Origin of the sequence: Ferrovibrio sp. (genome assembly GCF_046297595.1) — a bacterium.
In the GTDB taxonomy this organism is placed as follows: domain Bacteria; phylum Pseudomonadota; class Alphaproteobacteria; order Ferrovibrionales; family Ferrovibrionaceae; genus Ferrovibrio.
Window position 1 is genome coordinate 622,524 of record NZ_JBKBHT010000001.1, and the last position, 22,813, is coordinate 645,336.

The window sequence follows — 22,813 nt, forward strand, 5'->3', positions numbered from 1 at the left end:
CGACTATAGTGTTGAGGTATCAGGAAAACCAGCCGGAGGTCGGTTTTGCCGCTGCGTCTTTTGACCTTGCTCAGCTTCTGCCTGGCGGCAGGCGGTGCGGCTTTGGCACAGGCGCCTGCTGGCACAGTGACTACGGAAGACCTCGAGCCGCCGAGCCTGGAACGCGGTGCCGAACTGTGGGGCAAATGCCGCGCCTGCCACACCCTGGAAGCCAACGGACGCAATATCGTCGGACCACGCCTGCACGGCGTATTCGGGCGCAAGGCCGGTAGCGTGTCGGATTATAGGTATTCAGAGGCGATGAAAAAATCCGGTGTGGTCTGGACGGCGGAAACAATGGACAAATATCTCGCCGCAACACAGGATTATATTCCTGGAAACAAGATGTATGGCGGACTGGCCATTGCTCAGGATCGCGTCGACCTGATTGCTTGGCTTCAGCAGCAGACTGCCCGCTAACCCCTTTAAATCAGAAGAAAAAATACTCTATAATTTAACATAACTCGTGCCCTGGAGGACACCCCATGAAAGCCTTCATTTCCGGTGTGATCGCCGCCCTCATCATCGCGGTGGGCGCTGCCGTGATTCTGCAGACCATGAACAAGTCGGTTGAGATGGCCTTCACCACCGAAGGTGCGCGGGTCAGTCCCGAAACACATCAGAACTGATCCTGAGGATCAGCCCCTGGGTTTGACCAGGGCACCGGTCTCCAGCGACCAGAGTTTGATCACGGTGTCGTAGCCGCCCGAGACGGCGTGTTTGCCATCCGGCGTGAATGCCACCGCCCAAACTGGCTTTTCATGGCCGGCAAACTGTTTGAGCTGGCGCCCTTCGCGCAAATCCCACAGGCGCATCAGCCGGTCGCCGCCACCGGACAACGCATATCGGCCGTCTTTCGAAATTGCCAGCGAGGTGATGAAGCCGTGATGCCCCGGCAGATGCCCGGTCTCGCGCCGCGCCACCAGATCCCAGCGCTTGATCGCACCATCTGTGCTGCCGGTCAGCGCACTTTTGCCGTCCGGCGAAACCGCCACGGCATTCACGCTGGTCTGATGGCCCTGCAGTACCGCCAGTTCTCTGCCACTGGCGATGTCCCAGATCCGGACGCTGCGATCATAGCCGACCGACACAAGCTGGCTGTCGTCCATTGCGAAAGCCACCTGCATCACATTCGCCTCATGGGCCTCGAAGCTGCGCTCCAGCCGGGATCCGGCCACGTTCCACAACTTCACTGTTCGGTCCCAGCTGGCACTGGCCAGCCAGCGGCCATCCCGGCTGAGCGCAATGCCGGCCACATTGTTGAGATGGCCCCTCAGATGATGCGTTGGTTTGCCGCTGGCGAGGTTCCAGCGGATGATGCTGTGATCCCAGCTGGCAGAAAATGCGCTCTTGCCATCTGGTAGGAACACCACCGCGTTCACGCTGGCAGTGTGGCCGTCAAGAACACGGATTTCGCTCTGTCGCGCTAAGTCCCACAGACGGGCGGTGTAATCCCAGCTGGCCGAGAGCAATTGCCGACCATCCGGCGAAACGGCAACACCGTTGACCATGGCTCCATGGCCGACCATGTCTGCGCGCACCCCGAAAGAGGTAAAGATGGCGAGGATCGTTGCCACTACACCGACCACCGCGTTTGTCCGCATCGCCATATGCAACTTCCTCGCTTGGTTGCCGTTCCATCTTGGCCGGACCGCGCCACTTTGCAAGCCCGGCTAGGCATGGCCGGAAACCGCAAAAAATGCCGCTTTTACCTGCCAAGCCGGTTTCCTCACGCCCCTGGCTGTCCTATTTAGGATGTCCTCCGGACTGGCAAAACTTTTTAGACAAGGAGCAGATGATTATGGGTGCCCCGTTCACGATGAAGCCCCTTCCCTATGCCGACGATGCCCTCAGCCCGGTCATCAAGGCGGAAACCATCGGTTTCCATTACGGCAAGCATCACACGGCCTATCTCAACAACCTGAACAACCTGATCGCCAATGATCCGCTGAAGGACAAGAGCCTGGTCGAGATCATCAAGGCGACGCATGGCAAGGCCGACAAGACAGCCATCTTCAACAATGCCGCCCAGGTCTGGAACCACGATTTCTACTGGGACAGCCTGTCACCCAAGGGCGGCGGCAAACCGAGCGGCCGCGTTGCCGACATGATCAAGGACAGCTTCGGCGATTACGACAAATTCAAGAGCGAATTCGCCAATACCGGCGTCACCCAGTTCGGTTCGGGCTGGGCCTGGCTGTGCCTGGAAAACGGCAAGCTGGTCTTCAAGAAGACCGGCAATGCCGAGAACCCGCTGCACATGGATGGCGTCAAGCCGCTGCTGACGCTGGACGTGTGGGAACACGCCTATTACCTCGACTGGCAGAACCGCCGGCCGGACCATCTGAACGCCGCCATCGACAAGCTGCTGAACTGGGAATTCGCCGAAAAGAACCTCGGCTGAGCATTCCGCGCAGAGCAAACGAAAAAGGGCGGTGGAAATCCACCGCCCTTTTTTATTTCTGCGTTAGCAACGCGACTCAGTCGTCGCCGCCGACACGGGCCTGGGTCTCCTTGACCCAGAGGCTGTGATGCTCCTTGGCCCAGTTCATGTCGACCTGGCCGCTGCCCATGGCATCGAAGGCGCCTTCCATGCCGACCGAGCCGATGTAGATATGCGCCAGAATGATGGCCACCATCACGATGCCGGCGACGGCATGCACGATCTGGGCGAGCTGCATCCCTGCGATGTCGGTGACATAGAACGGGAACATCAGGATGTAGCCGCTGACCGCCAGTACGGCGGCGCCCAGAACGACCGACCAGAAGATGATCTTCTGGCCGCCATTGAACTTGCCGGCCGGCGGATGCACGCCCTTCTGCAGCAGGCCGCCACCCTGGCGGAACCACTCCATGTCGATGGCATTAAAGATGTTGTGGCGAATCCACAGCACGGCCATCAGCAGCACGCCCAGTACGAAGGGAAAGCTGAGGAAATTATGGGCCAGCTTGCCGAACGAGCTGAGGCCGGTGAAGGCTTCCGGCCCGATCGCCGGCAACAGCAGGGTCTTGCCGAACGAGAGGTTCAGGCCGCTTAGGCCCAGGATGATGAAGCAGATCGCCGTCAGCCAGTGGGCGAACCGCTCGATGCCCGAGAAGCGTTCGATGGTGCGACCCGAGGGGCCGGCATCGATCTTGATGCGACCGCGGATCGCCATGAAACCGGCCAGCGCCACCACGGTGATCACCAGAAGCCAGCCGCCGGCCGACTTCACCGGGCCTTCCAGGGTCTCGCGCCATTCGCGGCCCTGCGGCTGGATCAGCACGCCGGACTTGGCATCGGGGATCGAAACGCGACCGGCTACCGGCGCGCCCTTCAGTTGCTGCAGCAGGGCCGACTCATCGGCAGCCTGCTGTGCCGAGGCTGGCGCCATGCTGCCGAGGCCCAGCACCAGACCAAGGACAAGTACGGCCCAGAATGTGCGCTTGATATTGAAAAGGCGCATCTTGTGTCTCCTTTGCTGAACCGCGATCAGGCCGAAGTGCCAGACTTGTAGGCCGTGGCCCAACCCCAGGCGCCTGAGCCATAGCCACGGCGGGTCACCCGTTCCTTGTAGATCTGTGCAATCACGTCGCCGTCGCCGGCCAGCAACGCCTTGGTCGAGCACATCTCGGCGCAAAGCGGCAGCTTGCCCTCGGCCAGTCGGTTCGCGCCATATTTGGCGTATTCTTCCTTGGTGTTGTCGGCTTCGGGGCCGCCGGCGCAGAAGGTGCACTTGTCCATCTTGCCGCGACTGCCGAAATTGCCGACCTGCGGATACTGCGGCGCGCCGAAGGGGCAGGCATAGAAGCAGTAGCCACAGCCGATGCACAGATCCTTGGAATGCAACACCACGCCTTCGTCGGTCTTGTAGAAGCAGTCGACCGGGCAGACCGCCATGCAGGGTGCATCTTCGCAATGCATGCAGGCCATCGAGATCGACTTCTCGCCCTTGGCACCGTCATTGAGCGTGACGACACGGCGGCGATTGATGCCCCAGGGCACTTCGTGCTCGTTCTTGCAGGCGGTGACGCAGGCGTTGCATTCGATGCAGCGCTCGGAGTCGCAGAGGAATTTCATACGGGCCATGATGATATCTCCCTAACCGCCGCTCAGGCCGCCTCGATGCGGCACAGCGTGGCCTTGTTCTCATGCATGTGGGTGACCGGGTCGTAGCCGTACGTGGTCACACCGTTGACCGACTCACCCAGCACGATCGGATCCGCGCCAGGCGGATAGTTCTTGCGCTGATCGACGCCCTGCCAGAAGCCGGAGAAGTGGAAGGGCATGAACACGACACCCTTGCCGACACGCGGCGTGACCATGGCCTTGACCTTGGCCTTGGCCTTGTTCTCCGGGCCGTAGACCCAGACATTCTGGCCTTCCTTGATACCAAGCCGGGCGGCGTCGTCCGGATGGATTTCCACGAACATGTTCTGCTGCAACTCGGCAAGCCACTTGTTCGAGCGGGTTTCTTCGCCGCCGCCCTCGTATTCGACCAGTCGGCCGGAGGTCAGGATCAGCGGGAAATCCTTTGAGAAATCCTTGTCCTGAATGCTCTTGCCCAGGTGTGGCAGGCGATAGTCGCGGCGGTCGGCCATGGCCGGGTATTTGCCGACCAGGTCGCGACGCGAGGTGTAGATCGGCTCGCGGTGCACCGGGATCGGATCGGGCAGGCCGAAGGCATTGGCACGGGCCTTGGCATTGCCCATCGCCTGCACGCCATGAGCCATGCAGACGCGGATGATGCCGCAGCTGTAATCGATCGCCCAGCCCACTGCATCCGGGTTGTTGCCGCCGATCTTCTCGATCGTGGCGCGCTCGGCATCGGTGAGTTCCTTGTCCCAGCCCATCTTCTTGAGCAGGCCGTAGGTGAACTCGGGATGGCCGTCCTGGATTTCGGAACCGACCGGATAGGAACCATCGGCCAGCAGCGACACGCCATTGCGCTCCACGCCGAAGCGGGCGCGGAAGGCGCCGCCGCCGTCCTTCACCGGCAGGTGCGTGTTATAGAGCACATGGGTACCCGGATGTTTCATCTCCGGCGTGCCCCAGCATGGCCATGGCAGGCCGTAGAACTCGCCCTTCAGCGGACCGTTGGTGGCGCGCAACGAGACGATATCGAAATCGGCCTGATGTGCCATATGCTCCTTCAGGCGTTCCGGCGACTGACCGGAATAGCCGATCGACACGCTGCCCTTGTTCAACTCGCGCAGGATGTCCTCGACATTCGGCTCGTCGCCCTCGTCGATCTTGATGTTCTTGAACAGCTCCTGCTCGAAGCCAAGCTTCTTGGCGAACTTGTACAGGATCCAGTGATCGGGCTTGGATTCGAAGACAGGCTTGACGATCTGCTCGCCCCACTGCAGCGACCGGTTCGAGGCCGTACGCGAACCGCGGGTCTCGAGCTGGGTGCAGGCCGGCAGCAGATAGGTGCCGTTCTTGCGGTCGGGCAGAGCTGCGGCGGTGGTCGGATGCGGGTCGACCACGACCATCAACTCCACCTTCTCCATGCCGGTGCGCATCTCGGGCATGCGCGGCACGGTATTGCCGCCATGGCCCCAGAAGAACATGGCCTTCACATTGTCTTTCTGCTCAAGGTCTTTCTTGTCGACCAGAACGGCATCGAACCAGCGGGTCGAAGGAATACCCTTGGTTTCCATCATCTTCTTCGACTCGAACCGGCTCTGCATCCAGTTGTAGTCGACATCCCAGACGCGGCACCAATGCTTCCAGGCGCCTTCGACCAGGCCGTAATAGGCCGGCAGCGTGGTGACATCCAGGCCAAGATCGGTGCAGCCCTGCACGTTGCAGTGACCGCGGAAGATGTTGGCACCGCCGCCTTCCACGCCGATATTGCCGAGCGCGAGTTGCAGGATGGAAAGCGCGCGCACGTTGGCGGTGCCCACCGTGTGCTGGGTCACGCCCATGCACCAGATCAGGGTGCCGGGCCGGTTCTTGGCCATCAGCTCGGCGACGCGCTTCATCTGCTCGCCGGGCACGCCGGTGACCTTCTCGACTTCCTCAGGATTCCACTTGGCGACCTCGGCCCGGACGTCGTCCATGCCATAGACGCGCTGACGGATATATTCCTTGTCTTCCCAGCCATTCTCGAAGATGTGCCACAGCAGGCCCCAAATCACCGGAATGTCGGTGCCGGGGCGGATGCGCATGTATTCGGTGGCATGTGCTGCCGTGCGAGTGAAACGCGGATCGATCACGATCATCGGCGCCTTGTTCTTTTCCTTGCCGCGCAGCACATGCTGCAGCGACACCGGATGCGCCTCGGCGGGATTGCCGCCCATGATCACGATGCACTTCGAATTGTGGATGTCGTTATACGAATTGGTCATCGCGCCGTAGCCCCAGGTATTGGCTACGCCGGCAACCGTGGTCGAATGGCAGATACGCGCCTGGTGATCGATGTTGTTGGTGCCCCAGAAGGCCGCGAACTTGCGGAACAGGTAGCCACCTTCGTTTGAGAACTTGGCCGAGCCGAGCCAGTAGACCGATTCCGGGCCCGACTTCTCGCGGATTTCAAGCAGCTTGTTGCCGATTTCCTCGATCGCCTGATCCCAGCTGATGCGGGTCCATTTCCCGTCTACGATCTTCATCGGATATTTCAGGCGACGATCGCCATGGGTGAGTTCGCGGATCGAGGCCCCCTTGGCGCAATGCGTACCAAGGTTGATCGGGCTGTCCCAGGTTGGTTCCTGACCAACCCATACGCCGTTCTCGACTTCCGCTGTCACGGTGCAGCCCACCGAGCAGTGGGTGCAGATATTCTTTTTCTTGACGATGTTGGCGCCAGCCGACGGCGCGGCCTGGGCCGATCGCACCATGGCCGGGCTCAGCGCCGACACGGCTGCCAACCCGCCGGCCGCCAAACCCGAAGCCTTCAGGAAACCGCGGCGATCCATCGTCTGCAGCGTGGCGCCGGCCAGAATGCCGGACAGCGTGCCCTTGGGGGCGGCACCGGCGGTGGAGCTCTTCTTGATCAACATGGGGCGTCTCCGTGTGTCGTCTGCGGCGCGGCGATCAGAGCCGATTGGAATCGTAATAGCGCTTCACGTGTTCGGTTTCCTTGTAGCGCTGCTTCTTGCGGGTCTCGGCATTCTCGGCCGCCTCCGCCTTGGTCGGGCCGACGGCTGCGGTCGCCACAGCAGCAGCCGCGGCACCAACGCCGGCCGTGCGCAGGAAATTGCGGCGATCCATCTGGTCTTTCTTCTCGGTGGCGGTCATTGCAGGTCCTCCGTGAAAATCGGCCCGGCCGTCAGGCGGCGAGGGCAAATGCCTGGGTTTCGATAGCCATGAACAGCCGGCCGACACTGCCGAGCGGCTGGTAGAGCCGGGCGCTGGGCGCCTGCTCAAGGTCGGTGAAAAAGCGTTCGCCCCAGGGCGCGACATGCTGGCGGAACAGCCGCTCCTGGGTGGTGAGTTCGGCCGGACCGCGGCCTTCGCCGCCGCTGATCAGCAGCGACATCAGCTCGCACAGCGCGCCCATATGGTCTTCCGGTTCGTGCACGCCCTCGGCGCGGGCGAAGCCCAGTTGCGCCATATCGCCGCGCAGCTTGGCCAGCGGTCGCTCATACAGGAAGCCTGTCCGGTAGAACGAGGCATAGGGCACCAGCTCGCCGCGCGGCAGACCAACAAAGAGTGTGTCGTATTCGTCCTGCGCGCGCTCCAGCGATGTCGCATGCGCCAACTCGGCCAGACGTGCGAGCGCCTGCCCCATCGGACTAGCATCGCCCTTCAGCTGGCCCAGCGCGGTCAGCAGCGCGGTATCGGGCCGCCGTGCCAGGCTGCGGCCGAGCAGAGCGTAGATCTGGGCGCGCCACCGGTCTTCCTCGGGGATCACCGGCAGGGCATCCGCGGCCTGGATATCGGGATACAGATCGGGGCGCAGGTCGTGACGGGTCACTTGGCCGCCACAGGCCTTCTCGATGGCCAGCACATATTCGCCAGGCACCCGGCCGGCTTTTTTCAGCCAGTGCCAGACATTGGCCTGCTTCACGCCCAGCAGCCTGGCCAGTTGTGTCTGGCCGCCGACGATGGCGATGGCTTTCGTCAGTGCTTCGGTCACTTGGTCCTCTTCCCGTGCGTTAACCTACAAACTCTTTTGTTGAGCAACAATAAAAATCGCCATAAGGCACTGATAACATTCCTGTTTTGCTGCATATGCGAAATTTTGATAGCGACTCTCAGTCGCAAATATCGCGCTGCTTCAAATTGCCGGAGCATTTGTGTTAACGATGCATCCAAGCCCCTGTAAGTGCTGCCTTTACCACCCTCCACGTCCAAACGGATTCCCAGTCGATGCCGCACGACACACCGCTGATCACCATGCTGGCCCTGGCCTTCGTGATCGCGTTTGCCTTCGGCATGATCGCCCAGAAGTTTCGCCTCTCGCCGCTGGTTGGCTATCTGCTGGCTGGAGTCCTGGTTGGGCCGCATACACCCGGCTATGTCGCCGACTCGGTGCTGGCCCAGCAGCTGGCCGAAATCGGCGTGATCCTGCTGATGTTCGGCGTCGGCCTGCATTTCACGCCATCGGATCTGATGCGCGTGCGGTGGATCGCCATCCCCGGCGCGCTGGTACAGATCGCGGTGGCGAGCCTGCTCGGTTTCGGTCTCGCGCAAGTCTTCGGCTGGGGGCTCGGCGGCGGCCTTGTCTTTGGCTTGGCGCTGTCGGTCGCCAGCACCGTTGTATTGCTTCGTGCCCTGGAAAGCCGCGGCGAGGTGGAAAGCGGGCCGGGCCGCATCGCCGTCGGCTGGCTACTGGTTGAGGACATCTTCATGATCGCGGCGCTGCTTCTGCTGCCGCCGCTGGCCGATATCCTGGCCGGACGCGGCGACGGCAGCGAAAACATCTTCGCTGCCCTGCTGCTGACTGTCGTGAAGGTGGCGGCTTTCGCCGCGCTGGCTCTGATCGTCGGCAAGCGTGTCATCCCGTGGCTGCTGCAGCATGTGGCCGAAACCGGCTCACGCGAGTTGTTCACGCTTGCCGTGCTGGCCTGCGCGCTGGGCATCGCCTTCGGCGCCGCCGTGCTGTTCGATGTTTCCTTTGCGCTGGGCGCCTTCTTCGCCGGCGTGATCATGAACGAGTCGGACCTGAGCCACGATGCAGCGCAACGTTCGCTACCATTTCAGGATGCCTTTGCCGTGATGTTCTTCGTTTCGGTCGGCATGCTGTTCGACCCGCGCATAGTTTACGAGGCGCCGCTGGCCCTGCTGGGTGTGCTTCTGATCATCCTGGTCGGCAAGACGCTGGCAGCCTTCATCATCGTGCTGGCCTTCCGCCATCCGCTATCCACCGCCTTGACCGTTTCGGTCAGCCTCGCGCAGATCGGTGAATTCTCCTTCATCCTGGCCGGACTAGGCGTCTCGCTCGGCCTGCTTCCCGAGGAAGGCCGCGACCTGCTGATGGCCGGCGCGCTGCTGTCTATTGCATTGAACCCGCTGCTTTTTCGTGCGCTGGAACCGGCGGAAGCCTGGCTGCGCGCTCGCCCCGACCTGCTGCGTCGGCTGGGCTCGAAAGGCGACGGTCAGATTTAATCCGGTAATGCACCGCCATGGCGGCGGCGTGGTGGCGCGTAGACCGGGACTGACTCGGCAGCAGATTCGTCCCGCGCAACCTCTGGCGCCTCAGCCGGCAATTCCTCTGGCACTGCCTCGGCCACCAGATGCGGCGGTTCCTGTGGCAACACGGTTCCGGTTTCAGGTGCAGCCTCGTCCGATTTCGGCAGGCTGCCCTCGAAAACAGTCTTCACATACTTGGCGATGTCCTCGCCGGGCATAAAATCACCATAACCCGGTGCCGTGAAATCCCAGTTGTATTCGACCAGCGGCTGGTAATTCACCACGCTGGGCTCGACCAGCCACAGTTTGCGCAACGCCGCTGCACGCAGGGCCGGCGGTACACCTTTTTTCAGAAACACGCTGAAGTCGCTGGCCTCGGTCAGCGTCTCGATCGGCGGCAGGGTCTCCGGATCGATCTCGACCTCTTCCTCCGCTCCGGCATTTGTCTCTGCGGGCTGTTCGACCGGCTTTTCCTCGCGAGCTTCGGCTTTACGGCGCGACCAACGCGACAGGAAACCGCCCTGCCCGTCGTCTTCAGGCCTGTCGCTGTCACGTGTCATGCGATGGCTCTATTCATCTTCGGGCATCTGGCGCAGCGGATCGGACTCATACAACCGCGTCCGACGAGCCAGCGCTTCGGGATCGGCGCGGTCGCGCTTGCGCTTGTAATGCTCCTTGGTCGGCGGATGGCGGCGCACGTAGTCGGTCACCCAGGCCAGAATCGCCTCGGGCATCGGCACGAAATCCACGATGTCGTCGCCGGTGTCGTTATGGGCATGCGCCTCGCCGGGATCGACGGATGCGCCATACAGTTCGATGCCCGGCTGTTCCCCGCTGCTGCGCAGGAATATCCACACCGCTGGCTGCGCGCTTTCGATATTGTAAGCGTAAGTCTCGCTCTCGTGGCGATAGAGCACCAGCTCGGCGGCACCGGCATAGAACTGCGTCCAGCCCTCGCCCTCGGCCAGCTTGGTCCAGGCGGGCGAGTCCGGCACGCCGGGCAGCACCTGCACCGGCCGCCAGCTGTAATCCACCCAGGGATTGTCCAGCTTGCGGCGTTCCAGGATCACGCCAACCATGCGCGATTCCGTTTCCGGTGGTCTGATATCGCTGCCCATCTTCAGCTTCCCGAATTCAGCGGCAAGTTTATCACAAGATTCTGCGGTTTCATCCGCACCCGGCCCTGCCCATCCATCGCCAAGCCCAGGTAGACCGGCCGGCCGGCCACGCGCGGCAGCATCAGCGAGGGATCGCGGAATTCCAGGCGGAACAGTGCCAGGACCTGGCGCAGGCGATCATCGTCCACGCTCTGGCCTTCATACAGCGCATTCATGATACCGCTGGCCGTGGCATCCAGCCCGATATGCCAGACCCAGCGTTCGTCGCGGATGGTCTGCACCGGCTGTACCTGCACGGCGGCGCCGGTGAGCCGTTCGACCCAGAGCTCGATCACGCGGGCAAAGGCATCCTGACCGGGCCGGGTGAAGCCAAAATCCAGCACAAAATCGTGCCGGTCGCTGCGGCCCCAGTATTCCGCCGCATTCTCCTTGGTCAGGATATCCATGTCGACGCTGCGCAGGGCCGTGCCGGCCTGGGCCACCAGCGCCCCGAGCGAGCCGAAACCGCCGGCCGCCAGCATCTCCACCGTTTCCTCGTCGGCCAGCAGGATGCGGCCTTCCTGTGTGGTGGCCTTCTGCACGCGGAAAAACAGTTCGGCTGCCCGCAGGCGGAAGGCATCGCGGCTGCCATCCAGCAGATCGCGCAGGATAGCGGCGGCCAGATGATCGATGAACAGGGCCGGCACCGGCGGCGCGTCGGGCCGGAACAGGCCGACATAAGCCGCTTCCACGCTGCCCGCCTTCAGCAGATGGTCGCGGAAGCGCAGGAAGATGCCGTAATTCTCGCGTGCATCGGCATCGGCCAGTGCAGCCAGTTCCGCCGCCGGCACGATCCGCAGGGGCTGCTGCAGCAGATCGGCATGCAGGCGGCGTTCGGCGGCGCAGGCCTCGTCCGGAGGCAACATTTCGGGCCGGCTTAAGTAAGCCCGGACGAAATCCTCACCGGCCAGCAGGCGGCCATCATCCGCGCGGTCGAGCAGGTCGTAGCCGCTGGACATCCAGAAGGCGTTCGGCGTCTCAGCCATCGGGACTGATCTCCCAGATCTTGGTATGCAGTGTCTCACCCGGCGGCGGTACAACGCGGAACTGTTCGCGGATCGCCTCGCCTTCGATGAAACGGCTGAGCGACAGCAGCGTATTGATCGGATGCTCGCAGAGCGAGGCGGCGTAATCGATTTCCTCACGCGCCGCCGCCTCTGCGACACGCACATCGGGCGCGCCATAGGCTTCGACAAGATGCTGCGCCAATGCCGCAACGGCATCTTCGTATTCTTCGGGCTCGATGGCCGCCACCGTCACCAGGGTGGACCAACCGAAACTGCCCAGACCGAGGAAGCCATTGGCAAAGGCCTGCCGCTGCTGCCGGCTCAGGGTCTCCGGATCGGCATCGGCGAAGACGAAGGTGCCCGGCACCGCCCATTCGCCGGGCATGGCAGCCAGCGGGAAAACCCGCGTGTCGGATTCATCGAAGCGGATGCAGCGCAGCAGCTTCACGATACCTGCCTCACCGGCTCGGGCAGCACCCAGCTGCGATGCCGCAGGGCATCGCGCAGGCTGCGCCAGGTTTTTGTCGCGCCATCCTCGAACCAGGCGTCGCCATTGGCCTCCACCTTCAGCGCCTTGTCGGAGAGTTCGTTCAGCAGGGCACGGCGCACCGGCTCAAAGCCATCTTCCTGCCAGCGGTCGAGCCAGAGCAGCATATGACGCGCGAAGGCCTCGACTAGTTGCGGCACGGTGACCTCGCCACAGCCCTCCTCGAACAGGTTGGTGTATTCCAGTTCGACACCGGGCGTATCATCCTCGCGGTCGCCGCTCATCTGCACGGTGATGCCCAATACCAGCCAGTCGGGCACGTCGGCCATGCCGTCCTTCTCGACCAGCGGGCCATGCGCCACCTGCAGGCCGCCGACACAGGCTTCGTTCACCAGCAGGCGGTCTGGCCAGCCGATGCTGGCCGGCGTCTCGGCCGGCGCCAGGGCCGCCAGTCCGTCATGCAGGCCCAGCAGCCCGACATAGGCGAGCGTCAGCGCCGGCTGGATCGGATCGAGCGGCCGCAGCACCAAAGCCGCTTCGCAGCGATCATGTCGATCGACCATCAGCATCAGGCCATCCTCGGCGCCATCGGCCGCCGCCCAGCAGGCGGTGTCGAAGGCATCCGACACGCAGAGCTTCAGCGTGTAGCCCGGCGGCAGCATGGGCCAGTCGGCGGGGTTCATGCCGCGTCTCCCATCTGAGTCAGCAGGCGTTCAGCCTCGGCGATGTCGTCCGGCGTGTTGGCATTGAAAAAGGGATCGACCGGCTGGGCGGCAAACTCCACCTGCACCAGTTTGTGCCGCGCGGTCCAGCGATCCACCTTGCGGATATCCTCGTCCAGCATGGCTTTGCGCAGATTATCATGCAGCCGAACAGGCCACAGGCCCACCACGGGATAGGCCTGGCCGGCAGAAACCGCACAGGCCAGATCGGCGCCTGCCGCCGCGCGCGCCGCCACCATGCGCGCCACCAGATCGCGTGGCAGGAACGGTCCGTCGCCCGGCACGGTGACGATATCGCTCACATCCGAGCGATTCTGTTTCGCCCAGGCCAGCCCCGCCAGAACCCCGGCCAGCGGCCCGGCATAATCCGGGATGGCATCGCCCGCCACCGGCAGGTTCCAGCGGGCAAAGCGCGCCGCATCGCCGTTGGCGTTCAGGATCACACTATCCACCTGAGGACTGAACCGATTGAGAATGTGATCCAGGATCGGCCGGCCGGACAGCATCTGCAGGCTTTTGTCACCACCGCCCATCCGGCGGGCCAGGCCGCCCGCCAGCACCACGCCGAGAACCTTCGCCATTACGCCGCCTCGTCGTCGCGGCTGCCCTTGCGCTGCAGCTTCGCGTCCTCGTCGCCAACAGCGGCCGGATCGGCATCGAAGCGCAGCCGCTCGGCGCCCGACAGTGCCACGAAGCGTTTGCCCTTGGCGCGGCCTATCAGGGTCATGCCGATCTGGCGCGCAAGCTGCACGCCCCAGGCGGTGAAGCCCGAACGGCTGATCAGGATGGGAATGCCCATCTGCGCGGTCTTGATCACCATCTCGGAGGTGAGCCGTCCAGTGGTGTACATCGTCTTGCCTTGGGGCGAGATGCCGTTGACCCGCATGTAGCCGGCGATCTTGTCGATGGCATTGTGGCGGCCGACATCCTCCATATAGATCAGCGGACGGTCGGCCTCGCACAGCACGCAGCCATGAATGGCGCCGGCTTCCAGATAGAGCGACGGCGCCAGGTTGATCTTTTTGGAAAGCGCATAAATCCACGAGGTCTGCAGCACGGCGTCAGGATCCAGCCGCACGCTTTCCACCGCGTCCATCATGTTGCCGAACACCGTGCCCTGGGCGCAGCCCGAGGTCTGGGTCTTTTTCCTGAGGCGCTCCTCGTAATCGGTCTGGCGCGCGGTGCGCACCACGATGGTTTCGATCTCGGGATCGAAATCGATGCCGGTCACCTCGTCGTCGGGCAGCAGCATGCGCTGGTTGATCAGGTAGCCCAGCGCCAGGTAGTCGGGATAGTCGCCGATCGTCATCATGGTGACGATTTCCTGCCCGTTCAGGAACAGGGTGAGCGGCCGTTCGACCGGCACCTTGGTCTCGACGGGCTTGCCGTCATGATCGATGCCCTGCACCGTCTCGGTGAGGGCGGGATTGGCGGGGTCCGGACGGACGAGGAAGTCGGGCGGGCTGGTCATGGCCTCCATATATAGGGCAGGTCTCAGCCCGTGGCGATGTATTGCCGCAGGGCCTCGGCTTCCATTTCGGTGGCTGCGATATGGCGCTTGACCACGTCGCCGATGGAAATCATCCCCGCCAGCCGGCCATTATCCACCACCGGCAGGTGGCGGATGCGCCGCTTGGTCATCAGGTGCATCACGTCCTGGATGGTGTCATGGCTGGAGCAGACCATCACGCTGCGGGTCATGATGGTGTCGGCGGTCTGCAGCAGCAGGTCGGTGCCGATCATGGCCAGGCCGCGCACGATGTCGCGCTCCGACAGGATGCCGGCGATGCCGCCATCGGGCCGCTGCACCAGCACCGCGCCGATGCCCTTGTCGGCCAGCAGCTGACAGACGCTTTCGATGCTGTCCTCGGGCCGGGCGCTGATCACGCCGCCCGTCTTGTCCTTCAGTATGGACGCAACGATCATGGTGGTTTCCTCCGTTTTTTGTGTTGGACAACCCGCGCGTTACGCAACCTCCTGCCCGCCGCTTCGGTTCCCGGAGGGCGTGAATCCACGCCCCACGAACCGCACGGACGGTCGAAGCATGATGAAACCGGAAAGGCCGAATCTGGCTGGAAGGGCCTGTCCGCACGGCTGTGCGTGACTGGCGGTGCTGGCGAAATCGCTGCGGGCGGCGAGGCTGTGACGGCCGATACCCATGCGTTCTCCCGATGCCGGCGCCGGAGGGACTCTCCGGAAGGACTCCGGTTCAGTTTCCGCCGGCACCACGGCAGCAGTCTCCGCCAAGGCCGGGGCAATGACAAGACCGGCCTGCGGACCGGGATAACTGCTTGAGCGGCCTTCGGCTTTTCCGGCTTCACGGGGCCGGGCGAAGCCTTGCGGGGGCCGGCGGCTTCGGTTAAGGTCCGCGCCGCTTTCGACCCCCGGCCAGGCCGCGCGCCCGACCGGAACCTATGCGGAGAGGTGCCAGAGTGGTCGATCGGGGCGGTCTCGAAAACCGTTGTGCGTGCAAGCGTACCGTGGGTTCGAATCCCACCCTCTCCGCCATCCTCGTTTTCTGACTGACATCACCGGTTCAGCGCGCTCACCGCCGCGCGTTCCACCTGCGCCCGCAGCCAGACATGGGCCGGATCGTCCTGCACGCGGCGGTGCCAGGCCATGTACATCGGCAGGTCACCGATGCCCTGCCGCGCCATCTCGGGCAGGGGGATCGGCGCCTGCGCGAAATCGCGCATCAGGCCGTCACGCAGCAGGCTGGGCATGCTGGCCAGCATGGTCGTGCCGCGCAGGAAGGCCGGCACGCCGGAGAAATTCGGCACCGACACCGTCACCGCACGATGATGCCCGGCCGCCTCCAGCCGCTTGTCGAACTGCAGGCGCTCGTTGTCGCTGTAGACCACCGTGATGTGCCGGGCCTGCAGATAATCCTCCGCGCTGCGCGGGGCCTCGCGCATGGCGGCATCGAAATAGCAGACGTAATGATCGCTTAAGAGCCGCTTCTGCAGCACATCGGTGCCCGTGGGCGGCACCGGCGAGATCAGCAGGTCGCAGCGGCTCTCGCGCAGCATCTCGGCGCTGGGCAACTGCGAGGGAATGGCACGTAGCCGCACATTGCGCACGGCCGCCTGCAACTGCCGCAGCAGGGTGGGCAGCAACAGGTCGCGCTGGAAATCGTTGGCGGCGATGGTGAGGTCGAGATCGGCGACCGCCGGATCGAATTCGGCCCCGGCGGCGAAGGCCTGCATCTGGTCGAGCAGCCGGCGCGCCGGCTCGGCCAGGGCGCGGGCATGGCCGGTGGCGATGATGCCGCGGCCGGATTTGACAAAAAGCGGGTCGCGCGCGATCTCGCGCAGCTTCCGCAGGCTGTGGCTCACCGCTGACTGGGTCAGGCCCAGCCGGGCGGCGGCGGCCGTGACCGAGCCTTCCTCCAGCACGGCGAGGAAGAGTTTCAGGCTGTGGCCGTCCAGCGCCAAATGATCAAAATTACTCATTTATTTTATTATAATTAATCAATTTATTTTTTAAATAGCGGAGTCGACACTGCCTGGATCACCGCCGATTGCCGCCGCCCCGCGCGCACGGCGCATCCAGGGAGGAAGTCATGGATACCAAAGGGGAATTCTTCCAGCGCGACCGGCGCCTGCATCCGCCGGCCTATACCCCCACCTACAAGACCAGCGTCACCCGCTCGCCGAAACACGCCCTGCTGTCGCTGCAGAACTCCCTGTCGGAAGTGACCGGACCGGTATTCGGCCATAACGAAATCGGGCCGCTGGATAACGACCTGATCCGCAATTACGCCAAGACCGGCGATCCGGTGGGCGAGCGCATCGTGGTGCATGGCCGCGTGCTGGACGAAAACGGCCGGCCGGTGCCGAACACGCTGGTCGAGATCTGGCAGGCCAATGCCGGCGGTCGTTATCGCCACAAGAAGGACACGTATCTGGCGCCGATCGATCCGAATTTCGGCGGCTGCGGTCGCACGCTGACCGACGAGAACGGCAACTACTTCTTCCGCACCGTCAAGCCCGGCCCCTATCCGTGGCGCAACTACGTCAACTCCTGGCGCCCAGCGCATATCCACTGCTCGCTGTTTGGCTCTGGCTTCGCCCAGCGCCTGATCACCCAGATGTATTTCGAGGGCGATCCGCTGATCCCGGTCTGCCCGATCCTGCAGACCGTGCCCGACAAGGCAGCACTAGAGCGCCTGATCGCGCCGATTGATCTGAACGCGGCGATCCCGCTCGACAGCCTGGCCTACCGCTTCGACTTCGTGCTGCGCGGCCGGCGCTCCACCATGTTCGAAAACAAGCTGGATGGGAATTGAGACCATGCCGCAGCCCCTCACCTACCTGCAGGAAACCGCCTCGCAGACCGCCGGCCCCTATGTGCATATCGGCCTGGCGCCGCACCAGGCCGGCTTCGACATCTTCCAGCATAATTTCAGCAACGTTCTGGCCGGTCCGCAGACCGCAGGCGAGCATATCGTGGTCGAGGGCCGCGTGCTGGATGGCACCGGTTCGTCGCTGAACGATGCCCTGCTGGAAATCTGGCAGGCCAATGCCGCCGGCCGCTACAACCACCCGGCCGACACGCAGGACAAGCCGCTGGATGCCAACTTCCGCGGCTGGGGCCGCACCGGCGCCGATTTCGACACCGGCATATACCGCTTCGAGACGATCAAGCCCGGTCCGGTGGCCGGCCGCCATGGCAGGATGATGGCGCCGCACATCAACTTCTGGATCGTGGCACGCGGCATCAATATCGGCCTCAGCACGCGAATGTATTTCGCCGACGAGGAGGCCGCCAATGCCGCCGATCCGGTGCTGAACCTGATCGAACTGAAGGTGCGTCGGAAGACCCTGCTCGCCCAGCGCGGCGACAAGAAGGACGGCAAGACCGTCTACCATTTCGACATCGTCCTGCAGGGCGACAACGAAACGGTGTTCTTCGACATCTGAAGCTGCATGGCCGGCAGCATCCGCTGCCGGCCATCGCCTTTGTCCGACCTGCCGCCTATGCTGCGGCGATGACCGCAGCCCAGTCCCCCTGCCCGCTCTGCGCCGGCCCATCACGACCCTATCACCGCAACGCGCGGCGCGACTACCTGCAATGCGAAAACTGCGACCTGGTCTTCGTACCGCCGCACCAGCATCTTAGTGCAGCGGCAGAGCGGGCCTTCTATGACACGCATGAAAACGCGATGGACGACCCCGGCTACCGCCGTTTCCTCATGCGTTTGTTCGAACCGATGGCGCAACGCCTGCCACCGGGCTCCAGCGGCCTGGATTTCGGCTGTGGACCCGCTCCTTTGCTGGCCGCCATGTTCACGGAAGCCGGCTTCGCCATGCGCATCTATGATCCGCTTTTCGCGCCCGACGCGGCTGCGCTGGAGCAGACCTACGATTTCATCACCGGCAGCGAGGTGTTCGAGCATCTGGCCGCACCCGGCACCGAGATCGCGCGGCTGCTTGGGATGCTGCGACCCGGCGGCTGGCTCGGCGTGATGACCAAACGCCTGCGCAACCGCGAAGCCTTCGCGCAATGGCATTACATCCGCGATCCCACCCATGTCTGCTTTTTCGCGGAGGCAACCTTCCGCTTCATCGCGGCGCGGCATGGTCTGGAACTGGAATTTTCCGGCCCCGATGTCGCGCTGCTGCATAAGCCGGCAGCCTGAACGGATCAGCCCACGGCGGAGGTTTGCCCGGCCAGCGAAACACGCACGCGGTTGCGGCCGGCCGATTTGGCCTTGTACAACGCGCCATCGGCACGATCTATGGCATCCTGCACGTCGCGGTCGGCAGCATCCAGAACCGTGCAGCCGAGGCTGATGGTCAGGCGGATATCGCGGGCGCCATCGATCGGGATGCGAGCCGCCATGATCATGCTCCTCACACGCTCGGCGTAAGCGGTACCGGCGGCGATATCGCTTTCCATCAGCAGCACCACGAATTCCTCGCCGCCGAAGCGAGCGACCAGATCCGTATCGCGCGCCACTTGCAGCAGCCGGGACGCAACCTCGCGGATCGCCACGTCACCGGCGGCGTGGCCGTATCGGTCATTCACCGTCTTGAAATGGTCGATATCGGCCACCACCAGAGCCAGCTTGCGGCCATAGCGCCGAGCAACGGCAAGTTCGCGCCCGGCCGCTTCCAAAAAAGCGCGGCGGTTGAGCAGGCCGGTGAGCGGATCGGTATTGGCCAGCCGGCGCAGACGCTCGATATCCTCGGATTTTTCGCGGCTGCGGGCGGCCTGGCTTTCCATGTCGCGCTCGGCCGCCTCAAGCCGCTGCTCGGCCAGCCCGATACGACGCAGCAGGGACCGCAGTGCCTGCGACAGTTGCAGCACCTCGCGCGCGCCGCCGACGCGCGGCAGGGTCTGCACGCCGTCATCGCGACCTATGCGCTCGGCTTGCGCCGTGATGGTGCTGATCGGGCCAGTCAGGAATCCGGCCAGCCACCACGCCAACAGGGAGCCCAGGAACCCCAACAATACGCCAACGGTCAGGATCGACACCACCAGCCTTTGCACCGGTCGGAACGCGATCTCGGCCGGCTGCTGCGCAATGATGATCCAGCCCAGCCCGGGATATTCGCGGTGCCCCCTGGAGACGGCGAAGCCGGTCAGGCTGGGCCCGGCTGATGAGCCGATATCGATGCCATAGCCCCATCCCTTCTGCGTCAGGGATTGAGCCACGGCCGGCGTCAGCATCGTCTCTCCGATATTGTCGCCGAGCAGAACCCGGCCCTCCGCATCCAGGATGCTGATCTGCTTCTGAGCATCAGCTTTGAGCACCGAGCGCCGCACATCGGCCGCCCAATCCCAGCTCAGATGCGCTCCCAGCACGCCGAGCAGACGGCCCGAAGCGTCGTATACCGGATGAGCCACGTCGACGAAGCGGAACGGTTCACTGTCTTGGCGGGGTCCCAATAGCTTGGCCAGCAGGACGGCTTCATGCACATCCCCTATGAAAGGCTGTTGCAGGCCACCCGTGAACCATGGGCGTTGCGCCACCGATTGCCCTTCGAGCATGCCGCGTGTGGCGGCATATACCCGGCCGCTGGTATCGGCAAACCCGATCCAGGCATATTCGGCATAGCTGTGCTGCAGGCGTTCCAGGGTCCGGCGCAGTATTGCGGGATCGCCTTCCCAGGCGCTGCGCAACGGCTCCAGGCCAGCGAGGATGCCGATCTCGCGGTAGCGCTCGAACATGCCGCGATCCAGCGCATCGGCCAGTTCGACCGAGCGTTCGGCAAGTTCGAAACCGATCAGTTCCGACGCCTTCTCGCGGCCAACCCAGGCAGCCCCAAGCGAGGCCCCCAGAACCAGTATGGCGCAAAGCGCCCCCGTGGCGACGGCAACCTGCGTGCGCAAGGATATGGTATTGAAGAAAGCGGGCTGGCGCATAAGGCTCTTTCGCATCGCCGCGCAGCGGCAGGGTCGACCGAGCCTGTGCGCCATATCATCTTGGCGGTGAATACCTTGTTATGACAATCTCTTTTTCCGGGATCGTACCGGGGGGAGTTTTACCGGGTGTAGATGTCCTTATACTGCTCACGCAGCAGGTTTTTCTGCACCTTGCCCATGGTGTTGCGCGGCAGGTCGTCGACGAAGAACACGCGCTTGGGCAGCTTGAACTTGGCCAGCCGGCCGTCCAGCGCCTTCAGCACCGCCGCTTCGTCCAGCTTACAATCCTTGCCGCCCACAACGACAGCCGTGACGCCTTCGCCGAAATCGGGATGGTTGACGCCGATCACGGCGGATTCGATCACACCCGGCAAGCCGTCGATCTCGGTCTCGACTTCCTTGGGATAGACGTTGTAACCGCCCGAGATCACTAGGTCCTTGCCACGGCCGACGATATGCACGTAACCGCGCTCGTCGATCTTGCCAAGGTCTCCGGTAATGAAGAAACCGTCGGCGCGGAATTCCGCCGCCGTCTTCTCCGGCATGCGCCAATAGCCCTGGAACACGTTCGGCCCCTTAACCTCAATCATGCCGATTTCGCCCTGGACCAGCGGCTTGCCGGTTTCCGGATCGGTGATGCGCAACTCCACGTCGGGCAGCGGGAACCCCACCGTGCCGGCAACGCGGTCGCCGTCATAGGGATTCGAGGTGTTCATGTTGGTTTCGGTCATGCCGTAGCGTTCCAGGATGCGATGGCCGGTACGGGCCTCCCATTCCTTGTGCGTATCGGCCAGCAGCGGCGCAGAACCGGAGACGAACAGGCGCACATGTTTCACCAGGTCCTTGGTGAGCGCCGGGTGCTGCAGCAGACGTACGTAGAAGGTGGGCACACCCATCATGCTGGTGGCGCGCGGCAGGTGCCGGATCATCTCGTCGGGATCGAGTTTCGGCAGGAAGATCATCGACGCGCCGGCCAGCAGAATCACGTTGCTGGCCACGAACAGGCCATGGGTATGGAAGATCGGCAGGGCATGCAGCAGCACGTCATTCGCCGTAAAGCGCCAGTAATCCACCAGGGTGGCGGCGTTGGAATATAGGTTGCGATGGCTCAGCATCGCGCCTTTCGAACGGCCCGTGGTGCCCGAGGTGTAGAGGATGGCGGCCAGATCGTTCGGCCCGCGCGGCACTGGCGTGAAGGCCGTCGGCGCGGATTTGGCCTTGTCCATCAGGCTGCCATCGCCTTGCACACCCAGTGTCTCGCAATGGGCCACGCCCAGCCGCTTGGCCAGCGGCGCCAGTTCAGTCGCCACCGACGGGCGGCAGACCACGACGCGCGGCTCGGCATCACCGATGAAGTATTCCAGTTCGGTCAGCGTGTAGCCGATGTTGAGCGGCAGATAGACCGCGCCAGCCGCCACCACGCCCAGATACAGGATCAGCGCCTCGGCCGACTTGTCGACCTGTACGGCGACGCGGTCACCCGGCTGCACGCCCAGCGCCACCAGCGTATTGGCGAAACGGCCGGCCAGCTCGAAGGTGTCGCCATAGCTGAACCGTCGTCCATCGCCGGTCTCGATGAAGGTCTTGGCCGGATCGGTGATGCGGGCGCGGATCAGGGAATAGAGGTTGTCTGACATGATAAAAGGCTGCTTCCGGTCGGTGTTTTTTGTAGCTTCAATAATCGCCGGCCGGCCGCATGGCGCAAGCCTTCCGCCGCGGCCAATTTAGCCGAGGCAGCCCAGTTGCGCCGGGCCCAGTTGGTCCATGCGGCGCAGGATCGTGCCGGTGCGGCGCTCAACATAGGCCGTCGGCGCCGTGGCGTTCCAGCGGGTTGGTGCCGGCAGGATCGCGGCCAGCCTTGCGGCCTGCGTTTCGCTCAGCCGTCCGGCCGGTCGATTGAAATAGGCCTGTGCCGACGCCCCGGCGCCAAACAGGCCCGGCCCCATCTCGGCGATGTTCAGATACACCTCCATGATGCGGCGCTTGGGCCAAAATGCATCCAGCGCCAGCGCCAGTGGCGCCTCGATCGCCTTGCGGACGAATCCACCGCCCGGCCACAGTAACAGGTTGCGCGCCACCTGCATGGTGATCGTGCTGGCACCGCGCAGGCGGCCAGTCTCGCCGTAATCCTCCAGCGCCTCCTGCACCGCACCCAGATCGATGCCGTGATGCAGGCAGAAGCGGCCATCCTCCGAGGCGATCACGGCACGCGGCAGGGCGGCAGCGACATCAACGAGGCGAACGGGGGCGTAGCCGATCCAGGCGTTGCGCTCAACGGCACGGATCACCATCAGCGGCGTGACGGGCGGGTCGACGAACCGGAACAGCAACAGGCCACCACCCCAGAATAGCAGGAGCAGGGCAGCACAGATTTTCAGCAGTCGGAGCACAAACGTCATGGCTGCAGAAAAACCCGGCAAATCCGCCCTGTCCACCGTTTCAAGCCGGTGGACAGGGGCGAACCGGGAGGA

General features: G+C 63.6%; 25 protein-coding genes and 1 tRNA gene. 8 read left to right on the plus strand and 18 right to left on the minus strand.

Translation table 11 applies throughout. From position 1 onward, the window contains the following. Positions 1-45: 45 nt before the first annotated feature. Positions 46-459: a c-type cytochrome gene (locus ACK4FJ_RS03125; RefSeq protein ID WP_409763880.1), complete on the plus strand. Its 414-nt coding sequence runs from the start codon at positions 46-48 to the stop codon at positions 457-459. A 65-nt stretch (positions 460-524) separates the two neighbouring features. Next, positions 525-668 carry a hypothetical protein gene (locus ACK4FJ_RS03130; RefSeq protein ID WP_409763883.1) on the plus strand — a complete coding sequence of 48 codons (144 nt, stop codon included), beginning with the start codon at positions 525-527 and terminating at the stop codon, positions 666-668. A gap of 9 nt (positions 669-677) precedes the next feature. Here the strand turns inward: ACK4FJ_RS03130 and ACK4FJ_RS03135 are convergent, their stop codons facing one another. Further along, on the minus strand, positions 678-1,649 hold the full coding sequence (locus ACK4FJ_RS03135) for a WD40 repeat domain-containing protein (RefSeq protein WP_409763885.1): 972 nt from the start codon (positions 1,647-1,649) through the stop codon (positions 678-680). A gap of 191 nt (positions 1,650-1,840) precedes the next feature. On the opposite strand from ACK4FJ_RS03135, the gene ACK4FJ_RS03140 reads away from it, so the two are divergent. After that, positions 1,841-2,443: a superoxide dismutase gene (locus ACK4FJ_RS03140; protein ID WP_409763888.1), complete on the plus strand. Its 603-nt coding sequence runs from the start codon at positions 1,841-1,843 to the stop codon at positions 2,441-2,443. A gap of 76 nt (positions 2,444-2,519) precedes the next feature. Here the strand turns inward: ACK4FJ_RS03140 and ACK4FJ_RS03145 are convergent, their stop codons facing one another. The 5 genes from ACK4FJ_RS03145 to ACK4FJ_RS03165 are packed head-to-tail and all read right to left on the minus strand — an operon-like array spanning position 2,520 to position 8,102. Beyond that, positions 2,520-3,485, minus strand: a complete 966-nt coding sequence (locus ACK4FJ_RS03145) for a formate dehydrogenase subunit gamma (protein ID WP_409763891.1) — start codon at positions 3,483-3,485, stop codon at positions 2,520-2,522. 26 nt (positions 3,486-3,511) lie between these two features. After that, positions 3,512-4,108, minus strand: coding sequence for a formate dehydrogenase FDH3 subunit beta (fdh3B, locus tag ACK4FJ_RS03150; RefSeq protein ID WP_409763894.1), 597 nt, complete (start codon positions 4,106-4,108; stop codon positions 3,512-3,514). 23 nt (positions 4,109-4,131) lie between these two features. Further along, positions 4,132-7,023: a molybdopterin-dependent oxidoreductase gene (locus ACK4FJ_RS03155; RefSeq protein ID WP_409763897.1), complete on the minus strand. Its 2,892-nt coding sequence runs from the start codon at positions 7,021-7,023 to the stop codon at positions 4,132-4,134. A 34-nt stretch (positions 7,024-7,057) separates the two neighbouring features. After that, positions 7,058-7,261 (minus strand): twin-arginine translocation signal domain-containing protein, encoded by a 204-nt coding sequence (locus ACK4FJ_RS03160; RefSeq protein WP_409763900.1) that lies wholly within the window; start codon positions 7,259-7,261, stop codon positions 7,058-7,060. A 31-nt stretch (positions 7,262-7,292) separates the two neighbouring features. Further along, complete coding sequence (locus tag ACK4FJ_RS03165; RefSeq protein WP_409763903.1) at positions 7,293-8,102, minus strand: molecular chaperone TorD family protein; 810 nt, start codon at positions 8,100-8,102, stop codon at positions 7,293-7,295. A 233-nt stretch (positions 8,103-8,335) separates the two neighbouring features. Here ACK4FJ_RS03165 and ACK4FJ_RS03170 point away from each other — a divergent pair, with 233 nt between their 5' ends. Then, entirely contained in the window at positions 8,336-9,574 is a 1,239-nt protein-coding gene (locus ACK4FJ_RS03170) for a cation:proton antiporter (RefSeq protein ID WP_409763906.1), read from the plus strand. On the opposite strand, the gene ACK4FJ_RS03175 is transcribed toward ACK4FJ_RS03170, so the two are convergent. The 8 genes from ACK4FJ_RS03175 to ACK4FJ_RS03210 are packed head-to-tail and all read right to left on the minus strand — an operon-like array spanning position 9,571 to position 14,897. Then, positions 9,571-10,158 carry a DUF3306 domain-containing protein gene (locus ACK4FJ_RS03175; RefSeq protein ID WP_409763909.1) on the minus strand — a complete coding sequence of 196 codons (588 nt, stop codon included), beginning with the start codon at positions 10,156-10,158 and terminating at the stop codon, positions 9,571-9,573. The two genes, ACK4FJ_RS03170 and ACK4FJ_RS03175, sit on opposite strands and share 4 nt — an antisense overlap. A gap of 9 nt (positions 10,159-10,167) precedes the next feature. Next, on the minus strand, positions 10,168-10,716 hold the full coding sequence (locus ACK4FJ_RS03180) for a DUF3305 domain-containing protein (protein ID WP_409763912.1): 549 nt from the start codon (positions 10,714-10,716) through the stop codon (positions 10,168-10,170). A gap of 2 nt (positions 10,717-10,718) precedes the next feature. Then, the gene (locus ACK4FJ_RS03185; RefSeq protein ID WP_409763915.1) at positions 10,719-11,741 is read right to left on the minus strand and encodes a DUF6352 family protein; all 1,023 of its coding nucleotides are present in this window, start codon (positions 11,739-11,741) and stop codon (positions 10,719-10,721) included. Then, entirely contained in the window at positions 11,734-12,210 is a 477-nt protein-coding gene (locus ACK4FJ_RS03190) for a DUF6505 family protein (protein ID WP_409763918.1), read from the minus strand. The genes ACK4FJ_RS03185 and ACK4FJ_RS03190 overlap by 8 nt, the downstream gene beginning before the upstream one ends. Beyond that, on the minus strand, positions 12,207-12,932 hold the full coding sequence (locus ACK4FJ_RS03195; protein WP_409763921.1) for a biotin/lipoate--protein ligase family protein: 726 nt from the start codon (positions 12,930-12,932) through the stop codon (positions 12,207-12,209). Before ACK4FJ_RS03195 ends, ACK4FJ_RS03190 begins: the two co-directional genes overlap by 4 nt. Further along, entirely contained in the window at positions 12,929-13,552 is a 624-nt protein-coding gene (mobA, locus tag ACK4FJ_RS03200) for a molybdenum cofactor guanylyltransferase MobA (RefSeq protein ID WP_409763924.1), read from the minus strand. Before mobA ends, ACK4FJ_RS03195 begins: the two co-directional genes overlap by 4 nt. Then, the gene (locus ACK4FJ_RS03205) at positions 13,552-14,451 is read right to left on the minus strand and encodes a formate dehydrogenase accessory sulfurtransferase FdhD (protein WP_409763927.1); all 900 of its coding nucleotides are present in this window, start codon (positions 14,449-14,451) and stop codon (positions 13,552-13,554) included. Before ACK4FJ_RS03205 ends, mobA begins: the two co-directional genes overlap by 1 nt. Positions 14,452-14,465: 14 nt before the next feature. Further along, positions 14,466-14,897 (minus strand): CBS domain-containing protein, encoded by a 432-nt coding sequence (locus tag ACK4FJ_RS03210; protein ID WP_409763930.1) that lies wholly within the window; start codon positions 14,895-14,897, stop codon positions 14,466-14,468. Between the two features lie 492 nt (positions 14,898-15,389). Between ACK4FJ_RS03210 and ACK4FJ_RS03215 the strand changes: the two genes are divergently transcribed. Continuing rightward, positions 15,390-15,479, plus strand: a tRNA-Ser gene (locus tag ACK4FJ_RS03215). Positions 15,480-15,499: 20 nt separating this feature from the next. On the opposite strand, the gene ACK4FJ_RS03220 is transcribed toward ACK4FJ_RS03215, so the two are convergent. Then, positions 15,500-16,423 (minus strand): LysR family transcriptional regulator, encoded by a 924-nt coding sequence (locus ACK4FJ_RS03220; protein WP_409763933.1) that lies wholly within the window; start codon positions 16,421-16,423, stop codon positions 15,500-15,502. A 110-nt stretch (positions 16,424-16,533) separates the two neighbouring features. Between ACK4FJ_RS03220 and pcaH the strand changes: the two genes are divergently transcribed. The 3 genes from pcaH (at position 16,534) to ACK4FJ_RS03235 (ending at position 18,612) form a co-directional block, all read left to right on the plus strand. Beyond that, on the plus strand, positions 16,534-17,259 hold the full coding sequence (gene pcaH / locus ACK4FJ_RS03225) for a protocatechuate 3,4-dioxygenase subunit beta (RefSeq protein WP_409763936.1): 726 nt from the start codon (positions 16,534-16,536) through the stop codon (positions 17,257-17,259). A gap of 4 nt (positions 17,260-17,263) precedes the next feature. Continuing rightward, complete coding sequence (gene pcaG, locus ACK4FJ_RS03230) at positions 17,264-17,893, plus strand: protocatechuate 3,4-dioxygenase subunit alpha (RefSeq protein ID WP_409763939.1); 630 nt, start codon at positions 17,264-17,266, stop codon at positions 17,891-17,893. A gap of 68 nt (positions 17,894-17,961) precedes the next feature. Next, positions 17,962-18,612 (plus strand): class I SAM-dependent methyltransferase, encoded by a 651-nt coding sequence (locus ACK4FJ_RS03235; RefSeq protein WP_409763942.1) that lies wholly within the window; start codon positions 17,962-17,964, stop codon positions 18,610-18,612. Positions 18,613-18,617: 5 nt separating this feature from the next. Here the strand turns inward: ACK4FJ_RS03235 and ACK4FJ_RS03240 are convergent, their stop codons facing one another. The 3 genes from ACK4FJ_RS03240 to mtgA all read right to left on the minus strand — a co-directional run bounded on the left by ACK4FJ_RS03240 (position 18,618) and on the right by mtgA (position 22,741). Further along, entirely contained in the window at positions 18,618-20,342 is a 1,725-nt protein-coding gene (locus ACK4FJ_RS03240; protein ID WP_409763945.1) for a diguanylate cyclase, read from the minus strand. A 119-nt stretch (positions 20,343-20,461) separates the two neighbouring features. Continuing rightward, positions 20,462-21,979 (minus strand): malonate--CoA ligase, encoded by a 1,518-nt coding sequence (locus ACK4FJ_RS03245; RefSeq protein ID WP_409763948.1) that lies wholly within the window; start codon positions 21,977-21,979, stop codon positions 20,462-20,464. Between the two features lie 87 nt (positions 21,980-22,066). Next, positions 22,067-22,741 carry a monofunctional biosynthetic peptidoglycan transglycosylase gene (gene mtgA / locus ACK4FJ_RS03250; protein WP_409763951.1) on the minus strand — a complete coding sequence of 225 codons (675 nt, stop codon included), beginning with the start codon at positions 22,739-22,741 and terminating at the stop codon, positions 22,067-22,069. Positions 22,742-22,813 lie beyond the last annotated feature (72 nt).

Coding starts and splice junctions, on each gene's coding strand:
- ACK4FJ_RS03175 (WP_409763909.1), bottom strand. CDS start 10,158: ATGACACGTGACAGCGACAGGCCTGAAGACGACGGGCAGGGCGGTTTC.
- ACK4FJ_RS03170 (WP_409763906.1), top strand. CDS start 8,336: ATGCCGCACGACACACCGCTGATCACCATGCTGGCCCTGGCCTTCGTG.
- ACK4FJ_RS03160 (WP_409763900.1), bottom strand. CDS start 7,261: ATGACCGCCACCGAGAAGAAAGACCAGATGGATCGCCGCAATTTCCTG.
- ACK4FJ_RS03130 (WP_409763883.1), top strand. CDS start 525: ATGAAAGCCTTCATTTCCGGTGTGATCGCCGCCCTCATCATCGCGGTG.
- mobA (WP_409763924.1), bottom strand. CDS start 13,552: ATGGCGAAGGTTCTCGGCGTGGTGCTGGCGGGCGGCCTGGCCCGCCGG.
- ACK4FJ_RS03180 (WP_409763912.1), bottom strand. CDS start 10,716: ATGGGCAGCGATATCAGACCACCGGAAACGGAATCGCGCATGGTTGGC.
- ACK4FJ_RS03205 (WP_409763927.1), bottom strand. CDS start 14,451: ATGGAGGCCATGACCAGCCCGCCCGACTTCCTCGTCCGTCCGGACCCC.
- ACK4FJ_RS03155 (WP_409763897.1), bottom strand. CDS start 7,023: ATGTTGATCAAGAAGAGCTCCACCGCCGGTGCCGCCCCCAAGGGCACG.
- ACK4FJ_RS03185 (WP_409763915.1), bottom strand. CDS start 11,741: ATGGCTGAGACGCCGAACGCCTTCTGGATGTCCAGCGGCTACGACCTG.
- ACK4FJ_RS03235 (WP_409763942.1), top strand. CDS start 17,962: ATGACCGCAGCCCAGTCCCCCTGCCCGCTCTGCGCCGGCCCATCACGA.
- ACK4FJ_RS03245 (WP_409763948.1), bottom strand. CDS start 21,979: ATGTCAGACAACCTCTATTCCCTGATCCGCGCCCGCATCACCGATCCG.
- pcaG (WP_409763939.1), top strand. CDS start 17,264: ATGCCGCAGCCCCTCACCTACCTGCAGGAAACCGCCTCGCAGACCGCC.
- fdh3B (WP_409763894.1), bottom strand. CDS start 4,108: ATGGCCCGTATGAAATTCCTCTGCGACTCCGAGCGCTGCATCGAATGC.
- ACK4FJ_RS03210 (WP_409763930.1), bottom strand. CDS start 14,897: ATGATCGTTGCGTCCATACTGAAGGACAAGACGGGCGGCGTGATCAGC.
- mtgA (WP_409763951.1), bottom strand. CDS start 22,741: ATGACGTTTGTGCTCCGACTGCTGAAAATCTGTGCTGCCCTGCTCCTG.
- ACK4FJ_RS03195 (WP_409763921.1), bottom strand. CDS start 12,932: ATGAACCCCGCCGACTGGCCCATGCTGCCGCCGGGCTACACGCTGAAG.
- ACK4FJ_RS03135 (WP_409763885.1), bottom strand. CDS start 1,649: ATGGCGATGCGGACAAACGCGGTGGTCGGTGTAGTGGCAACGATCCTC.
- ACK4FJ_RS03145 (WP_409763891.1), bottom strand. CDS start 3,485: ATGCGCCTTTTCAATATCAAGCGCACATTCTGGGCCGTACTTGTCCTT.
- ACK4FJ_RS03240 (WP_409763945.1), bottom strand. CDS start 20,342: ATGCGCCAGCCCGCTTTCTTCAATACCATATCCTTGCGCACGCAGGTT.
- ACK4FJ_RS03140 (WP_409763888.1), top strand. CDS start 1,841: ATGGGTGCCCCGTTCACGATGAAGCCCCTTCCCTATGCCGACGATGCC.
- ACK4FJ_RS03220 (WP_409763933.1), bottom strand. CDS start 16,423: ATGAGTAATTTTGATCATTTGGCGCTGGACGGCCACAGCCTGAAACTC.
- pcaH (WP_409763936.1), top strand. CDS start 16,534: ATGGATACCAAAGGGGAATTCTTCCAGCGCGACCGGCGCCTGCATCCG.